This is a genomic window from Mycobacterium sp. AT1 (genome assembly GCF_002043095.1).
In the GTDB taxonomy this organism is placed as follows: Bacteria; Actinomycetota; Actinomycetes; order Mycobacteriales; family Mycobacteriaceae; genus Mycobacterium.
The window spans coordinates 42,576-62,660 of the sequence record NZ_MVOC01000035.1 but is presented as its reverse complement, the minus strand read 5'-3'; the positions used below and the strand labels follow the sequence as shown (position 1 = coordinate 62,660).

The 20,085-nt window shown below is 67.1% G+C and carries 22 protein-coding genes and 4 tRNA genes; 14 read left to right on the top strand and 12 right to left on the bottom strand.

The features are described 5' to 3' along the window. Window position 1 precedes the first annotated feature (1 nt). Window positions 2-1,000, top strand: coding sequence for an oxygenase MpaB family protein (locus B1790_RS16140; RefSeq protein ID WP_079924288.1), 999 nt, complete (start codon window positions 2-4; stop codon window positions 998-1,000). Between the two features lie 27 nt (window positions 1,001-1,027). On the opposite strand, the gene B1790_RS16135 is transcribed toward B1790_RS16140, so the two are convergent. The 3 genes from B1790_RS16135 to B1790_RS35325 form a co-directional block, all read right to left on the bottom strand. Continuing rightward, window positions 1,028-1,534: a hypothetical protein gene (locus B1790_RS16135; protein WP_079924287.1), complete on the bottom strand. Its 507-nt coding sequence runs from the start codon at window positions 1,532-1,534 to the stop codon at window positions 1,028-1,030. 69 nt (window positions 1,535-1,603) lie between these two features. Continuing rightward, complete coding sequence (locus B1790_RS35330; protein WP_233165152.1) at window positions 1,604-1,744, bottom strand: helix-turn-helix domain-containing protein; 141 nt, start codon at window positions 1,742-1,744, stop codon at window positions 1,604-1,606. Window positions 1,745-1,752: 8 nt separating this feature from the next. Continuing rightward, window positions 1,753-1,935: a hypothetical protein gene (locus tag B1790_RS35325; RefSeq protein ID WP_233165151.1), complete on the bottom strand. Its 183-nt coding sequence runs from the start codon at window positions 1,933-1,935 to the stop codon at window positions 1,753-1,755. A gap of 158 nt (window positions 1,936-2,093) precedes the next feature. On the opposite strand from B1790_RS35325, the gene B1790_RS16125 reads away from it, so the two are divergent. Further along, on the top strand, window positions 2,094-2,675 hold the full coding sequence (locus tag B1790_RS16125; protein WP_079924286.1) for a hypothetical protein: 582 nt from the start codon (window positions 2,094-2,096) through the stop codon (window positions 2,673-2,675). Between the two features lie 103 nt (window positions 2,676-2,778). Here the strand turns inward: B1790_RS16125 and B1790_RS16120 are convergent. Next, window positions 2,779-2,854, bottom strand: a tRNA-Lys gene (locus B1790_RS16120). A gap of 146 nt (window positions 2,855-3,000) precedes the next feature. Between B1790_RS16120 and B1790_RS16115 the strand changes: the two genes are divergently transcribed. From B1790_RS16115 to B1790_RS16100, 4 genes are all read left to right on the top strand, one after another. Beyond that, window positions 3,001-3,073 (top strand) — tRNA-Glu (locus B1790_RS16115). Between the two features lie 39 nt (window positions 3,074-3,112). Further along, window positions 3,113-3,189: transfer RNA gene (locus B1790_RS16110), tRNA-Asp, on the top strand. A 46-nt stretch (window positions 3,190-3,235) separates the two neighbouring features. After that, window positions 3,236-3,309 (top strand) — tRNA-Phe (locus B1790_RS16105). Between the two features lie 113 nt (window positions 3,310-3,422). After that, the gene (locus B1790_RS16100; protein WP_079924285.1) at window positions 3,423-4,496 is read left to right on the top strand and encodes a sensor domain-containing diguanylate cyclase; all 1,074 of its coding nucleotides are present in this window, start codon (window positions 3,423-3,425) and stop codon (window positions 4,494-4,496) included. Window positions 4,497-4,562: 66 nt separating this feature from the next. Here the strand turns inward: B1790_RS16100 and B1790_RS16095 are convergent, their stop codons facing one another. The 3 genes from B1790_RS16095 to B1790_RS16085 all read right to left on the bottom strand — a co-directional run bounded on the left by B1790_RS16095 (window position 4,563) and on the right by B1790_RS16085 (window position 7,167). Then, a complete protein-coding gene (locus B1790_RS16095) occupies window positions 4,563-4,904 on the bottom strand; it encodes a hypothetical protein (RefSeq protein ID WP_079924284.1) in 342 nt (113 codons plus the stop codon). Window positions 4,905-5,001: 97 nt separating this feature from the next. After that, window positions 5,002-6,486, bottom strand: coding sequence for a sugar transferase (locus tag B1790_RS16090; protein WP_079924283.1), 1,485 nt, complete (start codon window positions 6,484-6,486; stop codon window positions 5,002-5,004). A 42-nt stretch (window positions 6,487-6,528) separates the two neighbouring features. Continuing rightward, window positions 6,529-7,167, bottom strand: a complete 639-nt coding sequence (locus tag B1790_RS16085) for a GAF domain-containing protein (RefSeq protein WP_079924282.1) — start codon at window positions 7,165-7,167, stop codon at window positions 6,529-6,531. Window positions 7,168-7,269: 102 nt separating this feature from the next. On the opposite strand from B1790_RS16085, the gene B1790_RS16080 reads away from it, so the two are divergent. Further along, on the top strand, window positions 7,270-7,875 hold the full coding sequence (locus B1790_RS16080) for a TetR/AcrR family transcriptional regulator (protein ID WP_079924281.1): 606 nt from the start codon (window positions 7,270-7,272) through the stop codon (window positions 7,873-7,875). Window positions 7,876-7,926: 51 nt separating this feature from the next. Further along, window positions 7,927-9,489, top strand: a complete 1,563-nt coding sequence (locus B1790_RS16075; RefSeq protein ID WP_079924280.1) for an NAD(P)/FAD-dependent oxidoreductase — start codon at window positions 7,927-7,929, stop codon at window positions 9,487-9,489. On the opposite strand, the gene B1790_RS35015 is transcribed toward B1790_RS16075, so the two are convergent. The 4 genes from B1790_RS35015 to zwf are packed head-to-tail and all read right to left on the bottom strand — an operon-like array spanning window position 9,486 to window position 12,469. Further along, window positions 9,486-9,632: a hypothetical protein gene (locus B1790_RS35015; RefSeq protein ID WP_185934876.1), complete on the bottom strand. Its 147-nt coding sequence runs from the start codon at window positions 9,630-9,632 to the stop codon at window positions 9,486-9,488. The genes B1790_RS16075 and B1790_RS35015 overlap by 4 nt on opposite strands. Continuing rightward, window positions 9,629-10,573 (bottom strand): cation diffusion facilitator family transporter, encoded by a 945-nt coding sequence (locus B1790_RS16070; protein ID WP_079924279.1) that lies wholly within the window; start codon window positions 10,571-10,573, stop codon window positions 9,629-9,631. Before B1790_RS16070 ends, B1790_RS35015 begins: the two co-directional genes overlap by 4 nt. 6 nt (window positions 10,574-10,579) lie before the next feature. After that, window positions 10,580-10,933 carry a UBP-type zinc finger domain-containing protein gene (locus B1790_RS16065; protein WP_079924278.1) on the bottom strand — a complete coding sequence of 118 codons (354 nt, stop codon included), beginning with the start codon at window positions 10,931-10,933 and terminating at the stop codon, window positions 10,580-10,582. 9 nt (window positions 10,934-10,942) lie between these two features. Next, complete coding sequence (gene zwf, locus B1790_RS16060; protein ID WP_079924277.1) at window positions 10,943-12,469, bottom strand: glucose-6-phosphate dehydrogenase; 1,527 nt, start codon at window positions 12,467-12,469, stop codon at window positions 10,943-10,945. A gap of 40 nt (window positions 12,470-12,509) precedes the next feature. Here zwf and B1790_RS16055 point away from each other — a divergent pair, with 40 nt between their 5' ends. Genes B1790_RS16055 through B1790_RS16035 form a run of 5 tightly spaced genes read left to right on the top strand, consistent with a single transcriptional unit; the run spans window position 12,510 to window position 17,708 of the window. Further along, a complete protein-coding gene (locus tag B1790_RS16055; RefSeq protein ID WP_079924419.1) occupies window positions 12,510-12,950 on the top strand; it encodes an SRPBCC family protein in 441 nt (146 codons plus the stop codon). After that, window positions 12,947-14,026, top strand: a complete 1,080-nt coding sequence (locus B1790_RS16050; RefSeq protein WP_079924276.1) for a CaiB/BaiF CoA-transferase family protein — start codon at window positions 12,947-12,949, stop codon at window positions 14,024-14,026. The genes B1790_RS16055 and B1790_RS16050 overlap by 4 nt, the downstream gene beginning before the upstream one ends. 48 nt (window positions 14,027-14,074) lie before the next feature. Next, window positions 14,075-14,989 carry a TIGR03564 family F420-dependent LLM class oxidoreductase gene (locus B1790_RS16045; RefSeq protein ID WP_079924275.1) on the top strand — a complete coding sequence of 305 codons (915 nt, stop codon included), beginning with the start codon at window positions 14,075-14,077 and terminating at the stop codon, window positions 14,987-14,989. A gap of 23 nt (window positions 14,990-15,012) precedes the next feature. Beyond that, window positions 15,013-15,699 carry an ATP-binding cassette domain-containing protein gene (locus B1790_RS16040; protein ID WP_079924274.1) on the top strand — a complete coding sequence of 229 codons (687 nt, stop codon included), beginning with the start codon at window positions 15,013-15,015 and terminating at the stop codon, window positions 15,697-15,699. Window positions 15,700-15,701: 2 nt separating this feature from the next. Beyond that, window positions 15,702-17,708 (top strand): YhgE/Pip domain-containing protein, encoded by a 2,007-nt coding sequence (locus B1790_RS16035; RefSeq protein WP_079924418.1) that lies wholly within the window; start codon window positions 15,702-15,704, stop codon window positions 17,706-17,708. On the opposite strand, the gene B1790_RS16030 is transcribed toward B1790_RS16035, so the two are convergent. Continuing rightward, window positions 17,709-18,878 (bottom strand): pyridoxal phosphate-dependent aminotransferase, encoded by a 1,170-nt coding sequence (locus B1790_RS16030; protein WP_079924273.1) that lies wholly within the window; start codon window positions 18,876-18,878, stop codon window positions 17,709-17,711. Window positions 18,879-18,941: 63 nt separating this feature from the next. Here B1790_RS16030 and B1790_RS16025 point away from each other — a divergent pair, with 63 nt between their 5' ends. After that, window positions 18,942-20,045: an alkene reductase gene (locus tag B1790_RS16025; RefSeq protein ID WP_079924272.1), complete on the top strand. Its 1,104-nt coding sequence runs from the start codon at window positions 18,942-18,944 to the stop codon at window positions 20,043-20,045. The last annotated feature ends 40 nt before the right edge of the window (window positions 20,046-20,085 follow it).

Sequence of the window (20,085 nt, the reverse complement as noted above, 5' to 3'; positions counted from 1 at the left end):
CGTGACTCAAGATACGTCCGAGACGTGTCCAGTGACCAGCGGACAGGCAACGGGCTGTCCGGTAGCGCCAGGGGGCTACGACGCCCCGCCGGTTCCGCTCGGTCCCGACTCGTTGACGTGGAAGTACTTCGGTGACTGGCGGGGACTGCTGCAGGGTCCGTGGGCGGGGTCGATGCAGAACATGCATCCCCAGCTCGGTGCCGCCGTCGAGGAGCACTCGACGTTCTTCCGTGAGCGCTGGCCTCGGCTGCTGAGGTCGCTATACCCGATCGGCGGCGTCGTCTTCGACACCGACCGGGCACCCCGCACCGGGGCCGAGGTTCGCGACTATCACACCGACATCAAAGGCGTTGACGCCCAAGGCCGTCGGTACCACGCGCTGAATCCCGAGGTCTTCTACTGGGCGCACTCCACCTTCTTCGTCGGGACGCTGATCGTCGCGGAGCGGCTCTGCGGCGGTATCACCGAGGCCGAGAAGCGCCAACTGTTCGACGAGCACGTCGAGTGGTACCGGATGTACGGGATGAGCATGCGGCCGGTCCCCAAGACGTGGGAGGACTTCCAGACGTACTGGGATCACATGTGCCACAACGTGTTGGAGAACAACTACGCCGCGCGTGCCGTGCTCGACCTGACCGATCTGCCCAAGCCGCCGTGGGCCGAGAAGATGCCCGACTGGATGTGGCGGCAACAGCGAAAGCTGGTCGCACCGTTCTTCGTCTGGTTCACCGTCGGCCTGTACGACCCCCCGGTAAGGGACCTGATGGGCTACACCTGGTCGGACCGAGACGAGTGGCTGCACCGTCGCCTCGGGAAGATCGTCCACGTCGTCTTCTCGTTGCTGCCCAAGCGAAGTCGCATGCACCCCCGGGCGAGGGCGGGCTGGGATCGCGTCACGGGCCGCAGCGCCGCCGACGCGCCGTTGCCGGAGACCCCGGCACGCAACCTGCCCCCGCTCGACGAGCGGGACAACCCGATGCACTACTGCCCGGTGGTGTGACCGCGCTGCGCCCGCAGTGGGCGCCGCTCACCGCGTGCAGAGCCCGGCGGCGGTCTCCTCGGCGATGAGCTGGGGGAGCGGCTGGCCGAGCCGGGCGGCGAAGTCGTCGGTGGCCTGCATGTTCCAGCTGCCGTCTTCGTAGACCATGGTCCGCGATTTCTCGACGCCTTGAATCTTCATGAGCACGATTGCCTCGCCGGCCTCCAAGCGGGCACCGCGGACGCTGATTGGCCCGCCTGGCTTCTTGCAGGTCTCGTAGAACGTGACGAAGTCCCGCTGGGTGATACCGGCCCGGACGTCGGACTCCATGTGCTCCCAGACCCCGGCGAAGTCCCCAGCCGTGAAGCGGTCGATGTTGGCCTGAGCTGCGGCGGTCGCGGCGGCCAGCGTCTCGGGGACGTCGGTTGCCCGACCGCTGGCATCCGTCGCGGCGGGCCGGACGACCGACGACCCGGAGGCGCCGTGGGCGGGTCCACACGCCGCGCACGAGATCAGAACGATCACCGCCGCCACGAACGTCGCCACCGACTTCATGGCGGAAAGGGTAACCGGATTGGCACGTCGGCGGGGGCCTAAAGACGGGTTCGCCGACGGCGTCCGTCGTCAGTGCGTCCGCGAGTCGTAGCTGTCTCGGGCGCTGGCAACCTCGTCCATGTTGACATCGGCCCAGGCCTTGAGTTGAAGGAAGACGTCGACGAGTGAGCGGCCCAGCGGGGTCAGGTCGTATTCGACCTTCAGCGGCACCGTCGGCGTCACCGTGCGGCCGGGCAAGCGGAGTGGCGCGTCTTGCCGTCGAACAGCGCGCACAACACCAGGGTGACCCACTTGTCGGCCAGCCGCGACCGCAACACCCTGCCGCTGCAGGTCACCAGGAACGCGTCGTGCTCCACCACCGTGGACGCCGCTGCGGCCGCCGTGTCGTCATGTGCCGCCATCGCGCGCTCCCAGGGTAGGGCACTGATCCTCGCCGCGGTTCCCGACCAAAGAGACTCTGGGACAGCGCTTTACGTGATGGTGTTCAACGTGGCGATCGCGCTGCGGCTGCCGGGTCGTGGGGTTCCCTCGACGAGGGTGGAGGCTTAGCATTTCGGCCATGGCGATCTGCCGCCCCGCACCACTATTCGTCGGCGCACTCCTCGCCGCAAGCGGAGCGATGACGGCGTGCGCCAACGACCACGTGCAGCCGGCGGCGCCCTCGTTGCCCGTCCCACCGCCAGCGGTCTCCGCAATCGACCACACGGTCACGGTGACGTGGCAATTGGCCGACTCGTTCGACATCCTGCCCGGAGGCACGTGCGCCGGTCGCGGCGACAACCGCGGGATGCGCACTGGCGCACGCATGCGTCTGAAGGGGGACACCACGGGCGTCGTCGACGAGACGAGGGCCACCGCGACGTTCGAGCGCCGCGCCATCGGTACGAGAGGGTCGCCCGGCGACGACGGCCTCTACTGCGTCCTGCGCGCCGTGTTCGCTCCGGCGCTGCCCGACCCCGACGGCTACTCGATCAAGTTTCCCGGCACGCCGGTCAAGTGGGACCACGTCGGGATATCGGGCCGCACGCCATTCGGACACCCCGACCTCCCGCCCGGCTTCGGATCGATCAACCTCGGATCCCAATTGTGCCCAGACCTTCTCGACCCGCCCGAGAAGGAATGTCCTGAGTGGGTCGACTGAGTCCTGGGCGCGGGCGGCGATGCTCGATGGATCCCGGTCTTGGGTGTCGAAGTGTTCGGTGAGAGGCGCACGTTTCGCGTCGTCGTCGGCACCGATTGAAAGCTGGTGCCCCCACCAGGGCTCGAACCTGGGACCTGCGGATTAAAAGTCCGTAGCTCTACCAACTGAGCTATAGGGGCGTGGAGAAACAGGATACTTGGCGGGATCGAACGGGTTGCCGCGGGCGTGACGGGGACCCGCGTTTGAGGAATTGGCGGTCGGTGCCCTAAGCTATCGAAGCTCCCAACGCTCCGGTGTTGGAAGTCCCCGAAGAGATTCGGCTTTGGCCCCCATCGTTTAGCGGCCTAGGACGCCGCCCTTTCACGGCGGTAGCACGGGTTCGAATCCCGTTGGGGGTACGACGCAACGGCGGTAACGTCGGAGCAGCAGGAAAGCAAGGCCCTGTGGCGCAGTTGGTTAGCGCGCCGCCCTGTCACGGCGGAGGTCGCGGGTTCGAGTCCCGTCAGGGTCGCCATTTTCGGCGAGGCACGATTTCGGTTTTGTTCTGCCGGTGCCGTCCCGGCCAGGTAGCTCAGTTGGTACGAGCGTCCGCCTGAAAAGCGGAAGGTCGCCGGTTCGATCCCGGCCCTGGCCACTTCAGTAGCACCACTTCGCTGTGCCGTCCGCCTCGCGGGACAGAGTCTTCAAGTACGCTTCCGCTGATCTTGACTCGTCTCACCGCGGCGATCTGGCCAGACGGAGGTAGGCATGGCCGGCCCAACCTCGTCATCGGACCCTTCGAGCGTCGACTACGTGCGAGGCATGGAACGGCTGTTGTCGGCAGTCCAAGAGCTCTCGCTCGCGCAGGAATTGGCCGACGTGCAACGCATCGTGCGCACCGCGGCGCGAGAGATCCTCGGGTGTGACGGTGCCACCTTCGTGTTGCGCGACGAGGACACGTGTTTCTACGCCGACGAAGACGCCATCGCTCGGCTCTGGAAGGGCAGCAGGTTCCCGATCGAATCGTGCATCGGTGGGTGGGCCATGCTGCATCGGCAAGCCGTGGTGATCCCCGACGTCTACGAAGACGACCGGATTCCGCACGACGCCTACCGCACGACGTTCGTCAAGAGCCTGGTGATGGTCCCGATCCGTCGGATGGAACCGGTCGGAGCGATCGGCGTCTACTGGGCGCACGAGCGGACGCCGTCGGCCGACGACGTGTCGCTACTCCAAGGACTGGCCGATTCGACCTCGGTCGCCATGGCACACGTCCAGACGATCGCTGAACTGGAACAGCGGGTCCGTGATCGCACGGCCGAGCTGAGCCAGGCCAACGACGAGATCCGTCGGCTGTCCCGGACCGACGAGTTGACCGGCTTGCACAACCTGCGGGGTTTCAACGTTCTCGGGCAGGCTGCTCTGAGCGCTGCCCGCGACCGCGGCCGGGAGTGTGTGCTGGCGTTCCTCGACGTGGACGGGCTCAAACAGGTGAACGACGAAGAAGGACACGACGCGGGCGATGCGCTGATCGCCGACGTCGCCAGGACGCTTCGATCGGTTCTCGGTCCGGACGACTTGCTGGCCCGCACCGGCGGTGACGAATTCTGCGTCCTCGTCACCGGGACCCACGAGGGTTCGGACATGCTCAAGACGCGGCTGTTGGAGTCCTTCCTCGCACTCAACGAGGCGGCGGATCGGCGGTACGACCTTTCGGTCAGCGTCGGTTTGTTGCACGTCGCCGCCGACGACACCAAGTCGCTCCAACAGTTGGTCACCGAGGCCGACGAATTGATGTACGCGGACAAGAAGGCCAAGCCGAACCCGCGGACCGCGGTCTGACGACGGCAGCAATGACGATGCAGGGACGGTTCGCCGGTGAAGCTGGTGACTTGCGACCCTGACGGCCTAGGGCGGCGGCGGTGGAACGGCCCCGCCGCACCCGCCCGGCGGGGCTGGCTGGGGAACGGGTCCACCACCGACGACGCATTGAAGGCCCGGCGAGAGCAAACCGTAGGGGTGGCCGATCATCGGCGCACCGTATTGGATCGTGTGCCAGAAGGAGCCGTCGGGATAGGGAACGCCGTCGCAGTAGGCGAGTGAAATCTGTGATCCCATGCCCCCGCCGGGGCAGTAGCCGGACTGCATGTTTGGCATGTGCGGGTCGGGGGCTGGCTCGGCATGGACCGGGCTGGCAGCCAGCACCGCTGCTGCCGCCGCGCCAAACGCTGCTGCGAGCGACTTACGCATGTTCGACTCCTTCGAGCAAATGTCCCTACGTCCTCCGCATTGTGCGTTGGCGCCGGGGACGTGTCTCGATTTCGGGCAAACTGGGCCCGCCGCTCGCTCACTCCGCCCGATGCATTACGGCCAGCACGGTGAGCAACAGGATCTTCATGTCGAGCGCCCACGACCAGTTCTCGATGTAGTAGTTGTCCCACTCGGCGCGGTCGGCGATCGAGGTCTGGCCGCGCAGCCCGTGGACCTGTGCCCAGCCGGTCACGCCGGCCTTGACTCGATGGCGCTCGCCGTAGCGGCGAATCTGCGCGTCGAACAGCGCGACGAACTCGGGCCGCTCGGGTCGCGGGCCCACCAGGCTCATGTCGCCCTTGATGACGTTGAGCAATTGGGGCAGTTCGTCCAACGACGTCCGGCGCATGATCTTGCCGATCTTGGTGCGGCGGTCCACGCCTTCGACGCCGCCGGGTGCGTGGCCGGCGACGAGTTCGAAGCCGGTGCCCGAGGGCGGGGCCGCACGCATCGACCGGAACTTCAGACAATCGAACACGTGACCGTCGCGTCCGACCCGGGGTTGGCGGAAGAAGACCGGCCCGGGCGAACTGATCCGGACCAGCAGCATCAACGTCAGGAAGATCGGTGAGATCAGCAGTAGCCCAAAGCCGGCGAGGACTCGATCACCGACGTGCTTGCCCAACGTGAATTGCCAGCCCTGAGGATCGGTGTGCGGTACGGCGAGCAGCGGTAGCCCACCGACGTGCTCGACCCGGATGTTCTCGCCAACCGAGTCGAACATCCTTGGCACCACCCACACGCGCAGTCCGTGCCGGTGGGCGATGCGCACCACGGGAGTGAGCAATTGGTCTTGGGTCAGGGAGAAGGCGACGACGATGCCCTCGGCGCCGGTCTCACGGATCACTCGGTCGACGTCGTCGGGCGTGCCGAGGTAGGGGATCGGTTCCATGTCGCCATCGGAATCCGTGCCGGCCCATGGGGGTTCGGCGTCCAGCAACCCGATGACCGAAAGTCCATGCTGAGGGCTGGAGCGCAGCCGTTCGACGATCTGATTCGCGACGCGTCCGTTGCCCACGACGATGACCGGAGACAGAAGCAGGTTGCGTCGTCGCAGGCTCCGTTGGTACGTCGCCCTGATCAGCCGGCACAGCAGCATCAGCGCCAAGACGGACACCCAGATCTTGGCGACCATGCCGCCGATGTGCCCGGGAGCGTTGACGAATTCCATCAAGCTGAGCAAGAAGACGGCCGCGAGTGCCGTGGCCGCGAGCACGGGTCCAATCTCGTCGAGGAATCGACGATTCAACCTGCGGGCGTATGCCTTTCGGAACGCCAGGGTGCCGACGATCAACGGGGTGTAGAGGGTGCATATCCACACCGGGGGACTGGTCGGTTCAGTCGAGAGTGCCCACCACGCGCCCAACGCCACTCCCGCGGAGCCGGCAAACACGTCGATGGACACCGTGATGATCGTGCTCAGCGGATTGGCCCTCGCCAATTCGTCGAGCGTCCGCCGACGTCTCCGGCCCTGCCGTGCCGCGGTGGTCCGTGACGTGTTGCGGCCTTGCAGCGTGATCATTGGTCCCCCCCGGGTTTTTGCGTCGACCATTGCGCTAGGGCCTCACGCGCCGAGGATCTTCGCGTGTGCGGCTGCCGACAGATCCTCCAGGATCTGAACCTGGCCACTGGTCCACGGTCGCGGGCGGACGTCCCACGCGCTCAAGGTACCCACCGCGTTGCCGCCAACGTCGTGCAACGGGAATGCCGCGTAAGCACGAACCTCTCCGGTCAGCGCGTATGGATGATCGGCCAACAATGGATGCTTGGTGATGTCCTCGACTATCAGCGGTTGATCGCTGGCCACCGCGTACTTGCCGATCGACCTGTCCAGTAGATGGAACTTTTCGACATGGGCGTTGGGGTGGTTGCTTCCGAGGCAGATCTGCCGGTCGTCGGCGACGATCCACAGTGCGGCGTAGGGGACGCCCAAGGCCTCGGCGGTGAGCTCCGCGAACTGGTCTAGGGCGAGCCGCGGGGCGTCGTCCAACAATCCGGTGTTGTGCAGCGCGGTCATTCGATCGGCGTCGGTGAGGACGATCTTGAGTAGCCGAGCCACCCCGCCGTAGTCCCTGGTGACTTGGCTCATCAGTTCGCGGACCGCGGGATTGACCGAGACGGTTCCTGCGATCAATCGTCGGGCGGTCTCGCGGTCGGGGGTGCGACCGTCGCCGATGTCCGCCTCCGGTATCCGGTCTCTCACCAGCTGAGGATATGCGTGTCCGGTGCCGTTCGTGGTCCACGCAGCAAAAATTGACGCCCACGACTTGCGGTCGTCGGTTGGCGGCCGGGGTAACTTACTCACATGGTCCGACCTGCGCAGACCGCCCGCAGCGAACGCACTCGCGACGCGCTCCGCAAAGCCGCGCTGGTCAGGTTTCTGGCGCAGGGAGTGGAGGACACCTCCGCCGAGCAGATCGCCGCGGACGCCGGAGTCTCGCTGCGCACCTTCTACCGACACTTCACGTCCAAGCACGACCTGCTGTTCGCCGATTACGACGCCGGACTCGAGTGGTTCCGGACGGCGCTGGCGAGTCGCGGACCAGACGAATCACTGGTCGACGCCGTGCATTCGGCGGTGATGGCGGCGCCATACGACACCGCGGCGGTGCCGAAGATCGCTGAGCTGCGGACCCGTGAGCTCGATCCGGTGCGCATCGTGCGACACATCCGCCAGGTCGAGGCCGACTTCGCCGATGCGGTCGAGGAGTACCTGACGCGCGACGATCCGCCGGCGCAGGGTACCGACGACCGGTTGCGCGTCACGGTGACCGCTCGGTGCATCGCCGCCGCGGTGTTCGGGGCGATGGAGGTCTGGATGCTGAGTGACGACCGGTCGTTGCCGGAACTGGCGCGGTTGTGCCGCACGGCGCTTGAGGCGGTGGCGGCGGGCATCGGCGACCAGCACTGACGAAGTTTCGTCATAATTGACAAAACTTTCCCGTCGTGCCAGCCTCGGACGATGGCACGGTTCGACGCGGTGGTCATCGGTGCGGGTCACAACGGACTCGCCGCGGCGGCGGTCCTGCAGAAGGCGGGCGTGCGAACGCTCTGTCTGGATTCGAAGCTCTACGCCGGTGGAATGGCTTCCACCGTAGAGCTTTTCGACGGCTACCGATTCGAGATCGCCGGCTCGTTGCAGTTCCCGACGTCGGCGAAGGTCAGTGAGGAACTCGGCCTCGGCGAGCTGCCGACCGTCGACCTCGACGTCATGTCGGTGTCGCTGCGGGGCATCGGAGACGAGCCCGTCGTCTACTACAGCGATCCGATGAAGCTGCTGACCCACCTCAACGACGTGCACGGCGCCGAGGCGGTCAACGGAATGGCGGGCCTGATGGCGTGGAGCCAGGCCCCGACGCGTGCACTCGGGCGGTTCGAAGCAGGCGTTCCACCTAAGACGATCGACGAGATGTTCGCCTGTGCCAGAAACGAATTCGAGCGTTCCGCGATCTCGGACATGCTTTTCGGGTCGGTCGTCGACGTGCTGGATCGCTATCTTCCCGACGCGGAGAAGCACGGCGCCCTGCGCGGAATGCTGTCATTCTTGGCCGTCAACACCACCTACCGCGGGCCTGCCGTCCCCGGCAGTGCCGCGGCGCTGGCGTTCGGGTTGGCCATGCCCGACGAGAACGCCACGCTGATGAAGAAGTTTCGCGGCGGAATCGGCACCCTGACAGCACATCTCGTCGACACCCTGCAACGCCACGGGGGCGAACTCCGACTGCGCAGCAAGGTCGAGGAAATCTTGGTCGCCGACGCCCACGTGGTCGGCGTCCGACTCGATGACGGCTCGACGGTCGACGCGTCCATCGTCGTGTCAGGCGTCGCGCCCGACCACACGGTCACCAAGATGATCGACGCGAACCACGTGCCGTCCGACGTCAGGGATCGCTTTGCCCGCGTCGACCACCGCGGAAGCTATCTACAAATGCACTTCGCGCTCGACGGCATGCCGACCTTTGCCGCGCCATACGAAGCTCTCAACGACCCCGAGATGCAGTCGGCCATCGGACTTTTCAGCACCCCCGAGGAGCTCCAGGGACAATGGGAGGAAAGCAGCCGCGGCGTCGTTCCCAAGGACCCAGCCGTCGCCATGCAATTCCCGTCGGTACACGACGACGGCCTGGCCCCCGAAGGCAAGCACGCCATGTCGGCGTTCTCGATGTGGTTCCCGATCACCTATGAGCACGCGTCCTACGGTGACCTCAAGGTCGAGATGGGGCGTCGGGTCATTGAGAAGATCAATCGCGTCGCACCCGACTTCGAGTCCAAGATCATCCGGCACACCACATTTACGCCACGCCACATGGGCACCATGTTCGGCGCGCCGGGAGGCGACTACTGCCACGGTCTGATTCATCCCGAACAGATGGGGCCGAACCGCCCCGGGCCTCGGGGATTCGCCGACGCCCCCGTCCCGATCGAGGGGCTGTATCTCGGAAGCGCGGGGTGTCACGGCGGGCCGGGTATCACCTTCATCCCCGGATACAACGCCGCCGCGCAGGCTCTGGCCGACGCGCGTTAGTCGTCAGCGGGTCCGGTGGGGGTGGCACCACCCTCGTCGGACCAGTCCGACCGATCCTCGGCGCCCTTCGCGGGGTCGCTTTGGACGTCTTCGGCGCCCTTGGGGCCGTTGTCCGAATCGCTGGTCTTTGGCTCTGTGTTCACTCGGTCCGGATACCCGCGTCGTCGGGCTCGGAAACGGTCAGCACTGCTTCCACCACGTAGGGCACGTCGTCCTCGAGCCGATGCTCGAGCTCCCGCAACGTGCGCGCGATCGACGATTCGACGGCGTCGCCGACCAGGTCGACGCTTGCGATGACGAAAATCTGCTTGGGGCCGATGAATTCGGGGCGCAGGAACCGGACCGAGGCCACCTCGGGGAAGCTGGCCAGCTTGTCGCGCAGCGCCTGCTGCAGTCGCGGCGGCCCTGGCTCGCCGGTGAGGAACACCCGGTTGCGATTGATCAGGATCACCGCCACCACGCCAAGCACGCCGCCGACCAGGATCGAGCCGATCGCGTCCCACACGACGTCGCCGGTGACTTGGTGCAGCAGGATGCCAAGGAATGCGATGACGATGCCGACCAGGGCGGCACTGTCCTCGGCGAAGACGGCCCGCACCGTGGGATCCGACGTCTCGAAGGCGTACTGTAGCACGTCGCTCTCGTATGTGCGTGCATCCCTTCGTAATTGGCGCAGCGACTGCAACAACGACGTGCCCTCCAGCACGAACGCGACCGCCAGCACTAGATAGGCCAACCGGTAGTCCTCGGCGGCGTCGTCGCCGTGCAGGAGTTCGGTGACTCCCCGCCAGATCGACACCGCTGCCCCGACGACGAACAGGCCGACCGCGGCGAGAAGGGACCATACGTAGGCCTCGCGCCCGTACCCGAGCGGTCGCCGGTCGTCGCGCTCGTGGACACTGCGTCGATTGGCGATCAGGAGGAAGATCTCGTTGCCGGTGTCTGCCCACGAGTGTGCGGCTTCCGCCGTCATCGACGCCGAACCGGACACCACCGCGGCGAAGGACTTCGCCAGGGCGACCACGAGGTTCGCGCCGAACGCGACGAGGACGGTGAGGGTGCTGTCGCCTTCGGCCTTTACCACCGGAGGTCAGTCACCTCGGCGTTGCAGCTGCGTCATCCAGTCCTTCGGGACGCGCTCACTGGGCCCGGGTGCGGTCTGGTCCAGCGGATGGCATTCCGGCGGAGCGAGTTCCGGCCCGTCGTAGTACTCGTTGGTGTCGTAGTTCCAGAACCAGTCCTCACCCGGCTCGAAGGATCGGATGATCGGATGCCCCTCCTCGCGCCAGTGCGCCGACGCGTGCCGTGCCAGCGAGTCGTCGCAGCACCCGATGTGTCCGCATGCGGTGCAACGGCGCAGGTGCACCCACCACCCGTTGACTTCCGTGCACTCGACGCACCCCGTACCGCTGGGAGGGATCGTGGGATTCACCGCATCCGTCATGACCCGAGCCTACTTCTTCTCGCGCCACGCACGTTCGAAAGGCAGCCGCCACGCGTTCGGTGCGATGAGCTGGTGAATGGCGTTCGGCCCCCAGGTGCCCGGCGGATACGACTTGACGGGCGGCGGATCCTGGAGCAGTTGTTCTGAACGCTCCCAAAGCGATTCGATGCCTTCGGCGGTGGTGAACAACGTGTGGTCACCGCGCATCGCGTCCAAGATCAGTCGCTCGTATGCCTCGAGGACGTCGCCGAGCTGTTCGGTCTCCTGGGTGGAGAATTGCATCGACATCTTGTCGAGTTTCATGCCGGGACCCGGCCGCTTGCCGTAGAACGACAGTGACACCTTCGACGCGTCGGCGAGGTCGAACGTCAGGTGGTCGGGCCCCTGAGAACCCACTCCGGACCCGGCCGGGAACATGGTGCGCGGCGCCTCCTTGAAGGCAATCGAGATGATCCGCATGCCTTCGGCCATCTTCTTTCCCGTGCGCAGGTAGATCGGAACCCCGGCCCACCGCCAGTTGTCGATCCCGACCTTGAGCGCGATGAACGTCTCGGTGTCGGAATCCCTTGCCACCCCGGCTTCGGCGCGATATCCGGTGTATTGGCCGCGAACCACCTCGTTGGTTCGGATCGGCAGCATCGACCGGAACACCTTGTTCTTTTCTTCGCTGATGGCGCGGGGCTCCAAGGCGGTTGGTGGCTCCATCACGACGAAGGCCATCACCTGCAGCAGGTGCGTCACCACCATGTCCTTGTAGGCGCCAGTACTCTCGTAGAAGTTGGCCCGCTGATCGAGGCCGAGAGTCTCGGGAATGTCGATCTGGATGTGGTCGATGAAGTTGCGGTTCCAGATCGGCTCGAACAGACCGTTGGCGAAGCGGAACGCCAGAATGTTCTGGGCCGCTTCCTTGCCGAGGAAGTGGTCGATGCGAAAGATCTGCCGTTCGCGGAACGTCTCGTGCACGAAGTCGTTGAGTTCGATGGCGCTGGCCAGGTCGGTACCGAACGGCTTCTCCATCACCACCCGCGACCGGTCTACCAGGTCGGCTTCCTTCAGCATCGTGATGACCGCGCGGGCCGCCTTGGGTGGGACCGAAAGATAGTGCAGCCGACGGGTTTCCGGTCCGAGTTCCGCTTCCGCCGCGGCGACGGCGGCGGCCAGCGCCTCGGGCCCTGCGCCCTGAGGAACGTAGGTGATGCGGCTGGCGAAGTGGTCCCATTGCTCGGGGGTGAGCGGGTGGGTGCCGAACGCGTCGACGGCTTCCTTGGTCAGCGCGCGGAACTGGTCGTCGGTCAGATCCTCCAGCGACGTCCCGACCACCCGGATCTTCGGGGCCAGCGAGGACTGCACCAAATACGCCATGCCGGGCAGCAGTTTGCGCTTGGCCAGGTCTCCGGTGGCGCCGAACAGCACGATGACGTGGGGGAGCAGGGCGTCCTCGTCCCGACGGTTCGGGCGGGCGCCGGTCGCCGGGTAGGCAATGGTCTGGGGGGTGTCTGGTGTCGTCGTGGCCACGGCGACGATGTTTCCACCCATACGTGAACGGCGCAGGACAGTGCTGGTTAAGGTCGCGGGCATGACAACCAGTGATTCGCGCGAAGTGGTCATCGAAGCAACCCCCGGTGAGATCTTGGACGTCATCGCCGACGTCGAGTCGACGCCAACGTGGTCGCCGCAGTACCAGAAGGCCGTGATCCTCGAGAGCTACCCGGACGGGCGGCCCAAGCAGGTCGAGATGACGGTGAAGGCCGCTGGCCTGACCGACAAGCAGGTCATCGAGTACACCTGGACCGACAGCAGCGTGACGTGGACCTTGGTGTCGTCGAGCCAGCTCAAGGCGCAGGACGCCGGATACACGCTGACGCCCGATGGTGAGAAGACCCGGGTCAAGTTCGACATGGCGATCGATCTGTCCATCCCGATGCCGGGGTTCCTGCTCAAGCGCACGCTGAAGGGCGGCATGGAAACAGCGACTGACGGCCTGCGCAAGCAGGTACTGAAGGTCAAGAAGGGGTGACTTCCGGACCGCTGGCCGGGGTGCGGGTGATCGAACTCGGGGGCATCGGGCCTGGCCCGCACACGGGGATGATGTTGGCCGACATGGGCGCCGACGTGGTCAGGGTCCGACGTCCGAGCGGGGGACTGGCGATGCCGGTCGAGGGCGCCGACCTCTTGCACCGCGGCAAGCGCATCGTCGACCTCGACGTGAAGAACGAGCGGAGCCGCCTTCTCGACCTCGTCGCGAAGGCCGACGTGTTGGTGGACTGCTTTCGGCCCGGCACGTGCGAACGGCTCGGCATCGGTCCCGACGACTGTGCGGCCGTCAACCCGCGGTTGATCTTCGCGCGCATCACGGGATGGGGTCAGGACGGACCGCTGGCGACGACGGCGGGCCACGACATCAACTACCTGTCGCAGACCGGTGCGCTGAACGCCATCGGGTATCGCGACCGGCCCCCGGTGGCGCCGCTCAACCTGGTCGCCGACTTTGGCGGCGGGTCGATGTTCGCACTCGTCGGCATCGTCACCGCGCTCTACGAGCGGGAGCGGTCGGGCAAGGGGCAGGTGGTCGACGCCGCGATGGTCGACGGGGTCAGCGTGCTCGCCCAGATGATGTGGACGATGAAGGCGGCCGGCTCGCTGAAGGACGAGCGGGAGTCGTTCCTGCTCGACGGCGGTGCCCCGTTCTACCGGGTCTACGAGACATCCGACGGCAAGCACATGGCGGTCGGATCGATCGAGCCGCAGTTCTTCGCCCAACTGTTGGCGGGCCTGGAGTTCGAGCCCGACGAGGTGCCCGCCCAATCCGACCGCGCCGCCTACGACCGGATGCGCGCGTTGTTCGCCGAGCGGTTCGCCTCCCGGACTCGAGACGAGTGGACCGCCGTGTTCGCCGGCACCGACGCCTGCGTGACACCCGTCCTGACCTGGTCGGAGGCGTCGGTCGACCAGCATCTGGTGGCGCGGTCTACGATCGTCACGGCCGACGGCGTCGAGCAGGCCGCCCCCGCGCCGCGGTTCTCCCGCACCCCGTCCGGCCCGGTGGGGACACCCCCGCAGACCACCACGGTGCTCGCCGACCTCGGCTGGTGAGCTGAGTAAAGGGGAATGTGCGCGGTCCGACCGCAGGTTGTGCCGGGTATGCCCACAGGAGTCGTGCTCAACCCCCGACCTACCGCCACCAATGCCGTCGACGACGTCGTCGACCAAGCCCGTCGCGCCTTCGAGATCGGCGTGCGCCGCATCTGGCTTCCGCAGCGCTTCGACTACGACGCGATCTCCCTCGCCGGCCACGTCGGCGCCGCGGTGCCCGGACTCGGGGTCGGCACCTTCGTGGTCCCCGTCAACCCGCGTCACCCGCTGATCGTCGCGATGCTGGCGCAGACCGCGCAGGCAGCGTCGCACGGCAACTTCAGCCTCGGTCTCGGGCTCGGTGCCAAGGCAGTCGAGCAGCAGGCGTTCGGTACGACGTGGTCCAACCCGGCGGGCCGGCTCCGCGAACACCTGCAGGTGTTGCAGTCGATCTTCACCACCGGCACCGTGGACTTTCACGGCGAGGAGTTGACCGCCGCACCCGAGTGGCCGGTCGCAACTCCCGGCGGTGCGCCGGTGCCGCTGTACGTAGCGGCCATGGGCCCCAGGGCACTTCGGGTCACCGGCGAGTTGGCCGACGGCACGCTGCCCTACCTGGCGGGCCCGCGAACCCTGTCCGAGTTCATCGTGCCCACCATCTCCGAGGCGGCGACGGCGGCGGGCCGTCCTGCGCCCAAGATCATCGCCGCCGTTCCGGTGGTGGTGGCCGACGACGCCGACGCTGCCTACGAGCTGGCGGCTGCCGAACTCGCGTTCTACGAGTCGATCCCGTCGTATGCCAGGGTGATCGAGCGGGAAGGAGTCTCCCGTGCGGCAGACGTCGCGGCCGTCGGGTCCCCGACGGCGGTGCGCACGCAACTGCACCGCTACCTCGACGCGGGCGCCACCGATCTGGTGCTCAGCCCGCTTCGCACGAACTCGGCTGATCCCGAACGCCTTTGGGAACTCGCTGCGTCGATCTGAGCTAGGCGTGTTTGGATGACACGGTGGTTCAGCCCGACACCGTCGACGAACAGCCGCCAGCAATCGTGGCGAAGGCCATCTCGGTGGCCGGTCCATGGGGCCCGGTCTACGGCCCGGTCACGTGCAAGATCCCTCGGGGTGGGCTCACCGTGCTGTTGGCACCCCCTGGTGCGGGGCGAACCGCCCTGCTGATGACCCTTGCCGGTCGAATGAAGCCGATGGGCGGGTCGCTGGAGGTGATGGGGGAAACCAACGTGCAGAACATCTTCCGCGACAGCGTGCTGGCCGGGATCGAGGAGCTCGACGCGGTCTACGAGTCGGTCACCGTAGCGGACCTGGTCACCGAGAAGTTGCGCTGGGACGCGCCGTGGTACCGGCGGGTGCGACGGGCCGACGACGCAGACCTGGCTCGCGTGTGCGCGCCGGTTTTCGGTGCGTTGCCGCTGCCCGAATCACACTCCTACGTCGACGAACTCAGCGAGTTGGACGCGCTGCTGCTGCGCGTCGCACTGGCCAACACGACCGCGCCGCCGCTGTTGGTGGTGGGCGGTATCGACCAGGTCGCCGAAGACGAGAGTCGGATGGAGTTGGTGCGTCGTCTCGCCGAGCTGGGCGAACGGCAGACCGTCGTCACGGCCTCCGCCAATCCCGTGCCCGACGGGTTGGGCGTTCGCATCCAACTACCGCTGGCCCAGAAGGATGGAGTGTGACGATGCTTGCCGGACTGTCTCTGGGCACCGACCTAAAGCGTTACTCGCGCGGTGTCATGCCGCGGGTGGCGTTGGTGACGATCATCCTGCTGCCGCTGCTGTACGGCGCGATGTACCTGTGGGCGTTCTGGAACCCGTTCAACGCGGTCGACAAGGTTCCCGTCGCACTGGTGAACACCGACCGCGGGGCCGTGGTTCAGGGCCAGGAACTACGCGCGGGCGACCAGGTGAGCGACGCACTGCTGAAGTCCGGTCAGCTTGATCTGCACGTGATGTCGGCGGAGAGCGCGGCCAAGGCGGTCGCCGCAGGCACGTCCTACTTCTCGATCACCCTGCCCGAGGACTTCAGTGAGGCGATCGCCTCGGCGGCCACCCCCAACCCGCGCCAGGCCGAGCTGCAGTTCGACTTCAACGACGCGAACAACTACCTCGCCTCGGTGATCGGGCAGAACGCGTCGCGCGAGATCCTCAACCAGGTGAGCGCCCGGATCGGCGAGCAGGTGGTCGGCAAGGTGCTGATCGGTCTGACCGACGCGGGGGACGGCATCAAGAAGGCCGCCAACGGCGCCGACCAGCTGGCCACCGGGCTGACCAGCGCCGACGACGGAGCGCACCAATTGGCAACGGGGGCACACACACTCGCGGGCGGTCTGACGACCGCACGCACCGGGTCGGCGGCACTCGCGGCGGGCGCGCACCAGCTGTCGGCGGGCATCGGCCAGGCCACCACACCGTTGATCGACACCCTGGACAGGGTGCAGCGGCTCGGGCTGAACCCCGACGACGTCTCCGCGCTGGCCGCCCAAATCAGCGGCGGCGTCGCCACGGCGAGTGATCGCATCGCCGCGCTGAACGTGGACCACCAGTTGGCGGCCGGGATCGTCGACCAGGTGGTCAACGGGCTGCAGGCCAACCCGGACCCGTCGGCGCGCGGCCTCGGCGAGGTGCTGGGCGGAGCGCAGAAGCTGCTGAACGCCCAGGGTATCGACCCGACGACGGACGACGGCCTGATCCGGTTGCGCGACGGAGCCCAGCGGCTGCAGAACGAGTTCGGTGATCCGCACAGCCAGGCGAGGCAGCTGCTCACCCAGGCGTTGAACGGCCAGCTGAAGTCCGACGTGATCCGGCTCCGCGACGGAGCCGCCCAACTCGACAGCGGCGCGGCGAAGCTCGACGCCGGGTTGGTGAAATTGGCCGACGGCGGAGACCAATTGGCCACCGGTGCCGATCAATTGGCGACGGGCACCAGCAAGCTGAGCGACGGTTCCCGGCAGCTCGCCGACGGGCTCGACAAGGGTGCCGCACAGGTTCCGACGTGGAGTCCCCAGCAACGCGACGCCGTCGCCCGCACGGTGGCGAGCCCGGTGGGCGTGCAGCAGCACGTCGCCAACTCCGCGCCCACCTTCGGTACCGGATTCGCGCCGTTCTTCCTGCCGCTGGCGCTGTTCATCGGCACGCTGATCGTCTGGATGTTGTTGACGCCGTTGCAGGCTCGGCCGATCGTCGCGGGCCTTGGCTCCCTGCGCGTGGTGCTGGCTTCCTACTGGCCGGCCCTGGCCGTGGTGGCGTGTCAGGTCGCGATCATGTATGTCGTCGTGCACGTCGGGGTGGGTCTGCACGCGAAGTACGCACCCGCCACCGTCGCCTTCCTGTTCCTCGTCGCCGCGACCTTCCTGGCGATGATCCAGGCGTTCAACGCGGTGTTCGGGGTGGCGGTCGGCAGGGTCGTCACACTGGCGTTCCTGATGTTCCAGCTGGTGTCCTCGGGCGGCATCTACCCGGTGGAGACCACCGCCAAGCCGTTCCAGATCATCCACCCGTTCGATCCGATGACGTACGCGGTCAACGGGTTGCGTGAGCTGACAGTGGGCGGCGTCGAATCCCGGCTGTGGGTCGCGATCGTGGTGCTCGTCGGCGTGCTCGCCGCATCGTTGACAGCGAGCGCGCTTGCGGCCAGGCGCAACCGGCAGTACACGATGGAGCGGCTGCATCCGCCCATCGAGGTGTGATCAGGCCTTGAGGACCTGAAGCCGCCTGATGGCTTCCTCCATGGTGTCGTCGCGCTTGCAGAAGGCGAAGCGCACCAGATGGTTCCACTGGCCGATGTGGTCGGAGTGGGGGTTGCAGAACGCCGACATCGGGATCGCTGCGACGCCGGCCCGTTCGGGCAGTTCGGCGCAGAACGTGGTGCTGTCGGTGTAGCCGAGTGGGCGCGGGTCGGCGCAGAGGAAGTAGGTGCCGAAGCTGTCCAGGACGTCGAAGCCGATGTCCGACAGGGCACCCGACAGCCGAGTGCGCTTGGCCTGGAACGATTCTCGTAAGGATCGACTCCAATCGTCCTCGTGGTCAAGGGCCTGGGCCACGGCGGGCTGGAAGGGCGCACCGCCGACGTAGGTGAGGTACTGCTTGGCGGCGCGCACTCCCGCGATGAGATCTGCGGGCCCGCAGGCCCAACCGATCTTCCAGCCGGTGACGTTGAACATCTTCGCCGCACTGGAGATGGTGATCGTGCGTTCGGCCATGCCCGGATAGCCGGCCAAGGGCAGATGCCGGTGTCCGTCGAAGACCAACTGCTCGTAGACCTCGTCGGTGATGACCAACAGATCGTGCTCCACTGCGAGCGTGGCGATCGCCGAGAGCTCCGCGTCGGTCGCGACCATGCCGGTCGGGTTGTGCGGCGAGTTCACGATCAACGCCCGCGTGCGCGGCGTGACGGCGGCACGCAGTGCGTCCACGTCGATCGCGAAGCCGCGGCCGTCGGTGACCAGCGGGACGGCGACCCGGTGACAGCCGGCCATGGCGATGACGGGGGAGTACGAGTCGTAGAACGGCTCGATCAGCAGCACCTCGGAGCCGGGCTCCACCAGGCCGATGACCGCGGCCGCGATGGCCTCGGTGGCGCCGACGGTGACGAGCACCTCGGTGTCGGGGTCGTAGGTGACGCCGTAGTGACGTTGCCGCTGTGCCGCGATCGCCTGCCGCAGGGCGGGAATGCCCGGCCCTGGTGGGTATTGGTTGACGCCCTCGGCGATCGCGTTCTCGGCGGTCTTGAGCATCGCGGCGGGGCCGTCCTCGTCGGGGAACCCCTGGCCCAGGTTCACCGCGCCGAGGCGGGCTGCGAGCGCTGACATCTCGGCGAAGATCGTCACGGCGTAGGGCTGGAGTCTGGCGACCGTCATGTATCCGAGCCTAGGTCCACGGCCGTGGGGAATGAATTTCACCCGCGCGACGCTGACGGCGGCATGACCTACGCGCTCCCGGCCGACGCCGCACTGCTGCAACCCGTTCGGATCGGCTACACCGACCTGCGCAACCGGCTGTTCATGGCACCGCTCACCCGGTCCCGGGCGCAGGCCGACGGAACCCCGTCGGACCTGGCCGCGCAGTACTACTCCCAGCGCGCGGCGGCAGGGCTCATCATCTCCGAGGCCACCGCGGTGTCGGCGGCCGCCAACGGCGCCTACCTGAACACGCCTGGCATCTACACCGAGCGGCACGAGTCGAAGTGGGCGGAGATCGCGGACGAGGTCCACGAAGCCGGCGGCCAGATGTTCATCCAGCTGTGGCACGTCGGGCGGATGGGGCACCCGGACATCAGCGGCGTGCACCCCGTCGCGCCGTCGGCCATCGCCGCCGACGTGACCACCCACACGCCGACGGGCAAGCAGGCCCTTCCGGTGCCACGCGCCCTGGAGACCGACGAGATCGCGCCGATCGTCGAGGACTTCAGGGTGGCCGCCCGCCGCGCCGTCGACGCCGGGATGGACGGCGTCGAGATCCACGGAGCCAACGGCTACCTCCTGCACGAGTTCCTCTCCGACGTCACCAACCGGCGCACCGACCGTTACGGCGGCTCGGCCGAGAACCGCGCCCGGCTGGCCGCCGAAATCGTCGAGGCCGTCGCCGCGGAGATCGGCGCCGACCGGGTCGGGTTGCGCATCTCGCCGGGCAACGGTGCCGGTGACATGCGCGAGGTGGACGAGGTCGCCGCGTACGAGGCGCTGATCACGCGGCTCGCGCCATTGGACATCGCCTACCTGCACGTCCTCATCGATCCCGACGTGCCCGCCTTCGGAGCGCTGCGCGGGCTGTGGTCGGGTCCGTTGGTGCTCAACACCGGCCGTGAGGTCGACACCCGGTTCTGCCAGCTCGAGGAACTCGCCGAGTGGGGCGTCATCAGCGCCGCCGCGGTTGGGCGGGCCTTCCTCGCCAACCCCGACCTGATCGACCGGTTGGTCTTGGGCGCCGAGCTGAACGAACCCGACGTCGCGACGTTCTATGCGCCCGGACCGGGTGGGTACGTTGACTACCCGACGCTGGCGGAGGCGGCGGTGAAGACCGCCTGACCTCTCGCGTCCAACGTGACGCCACTGCGAAGAATCTTCG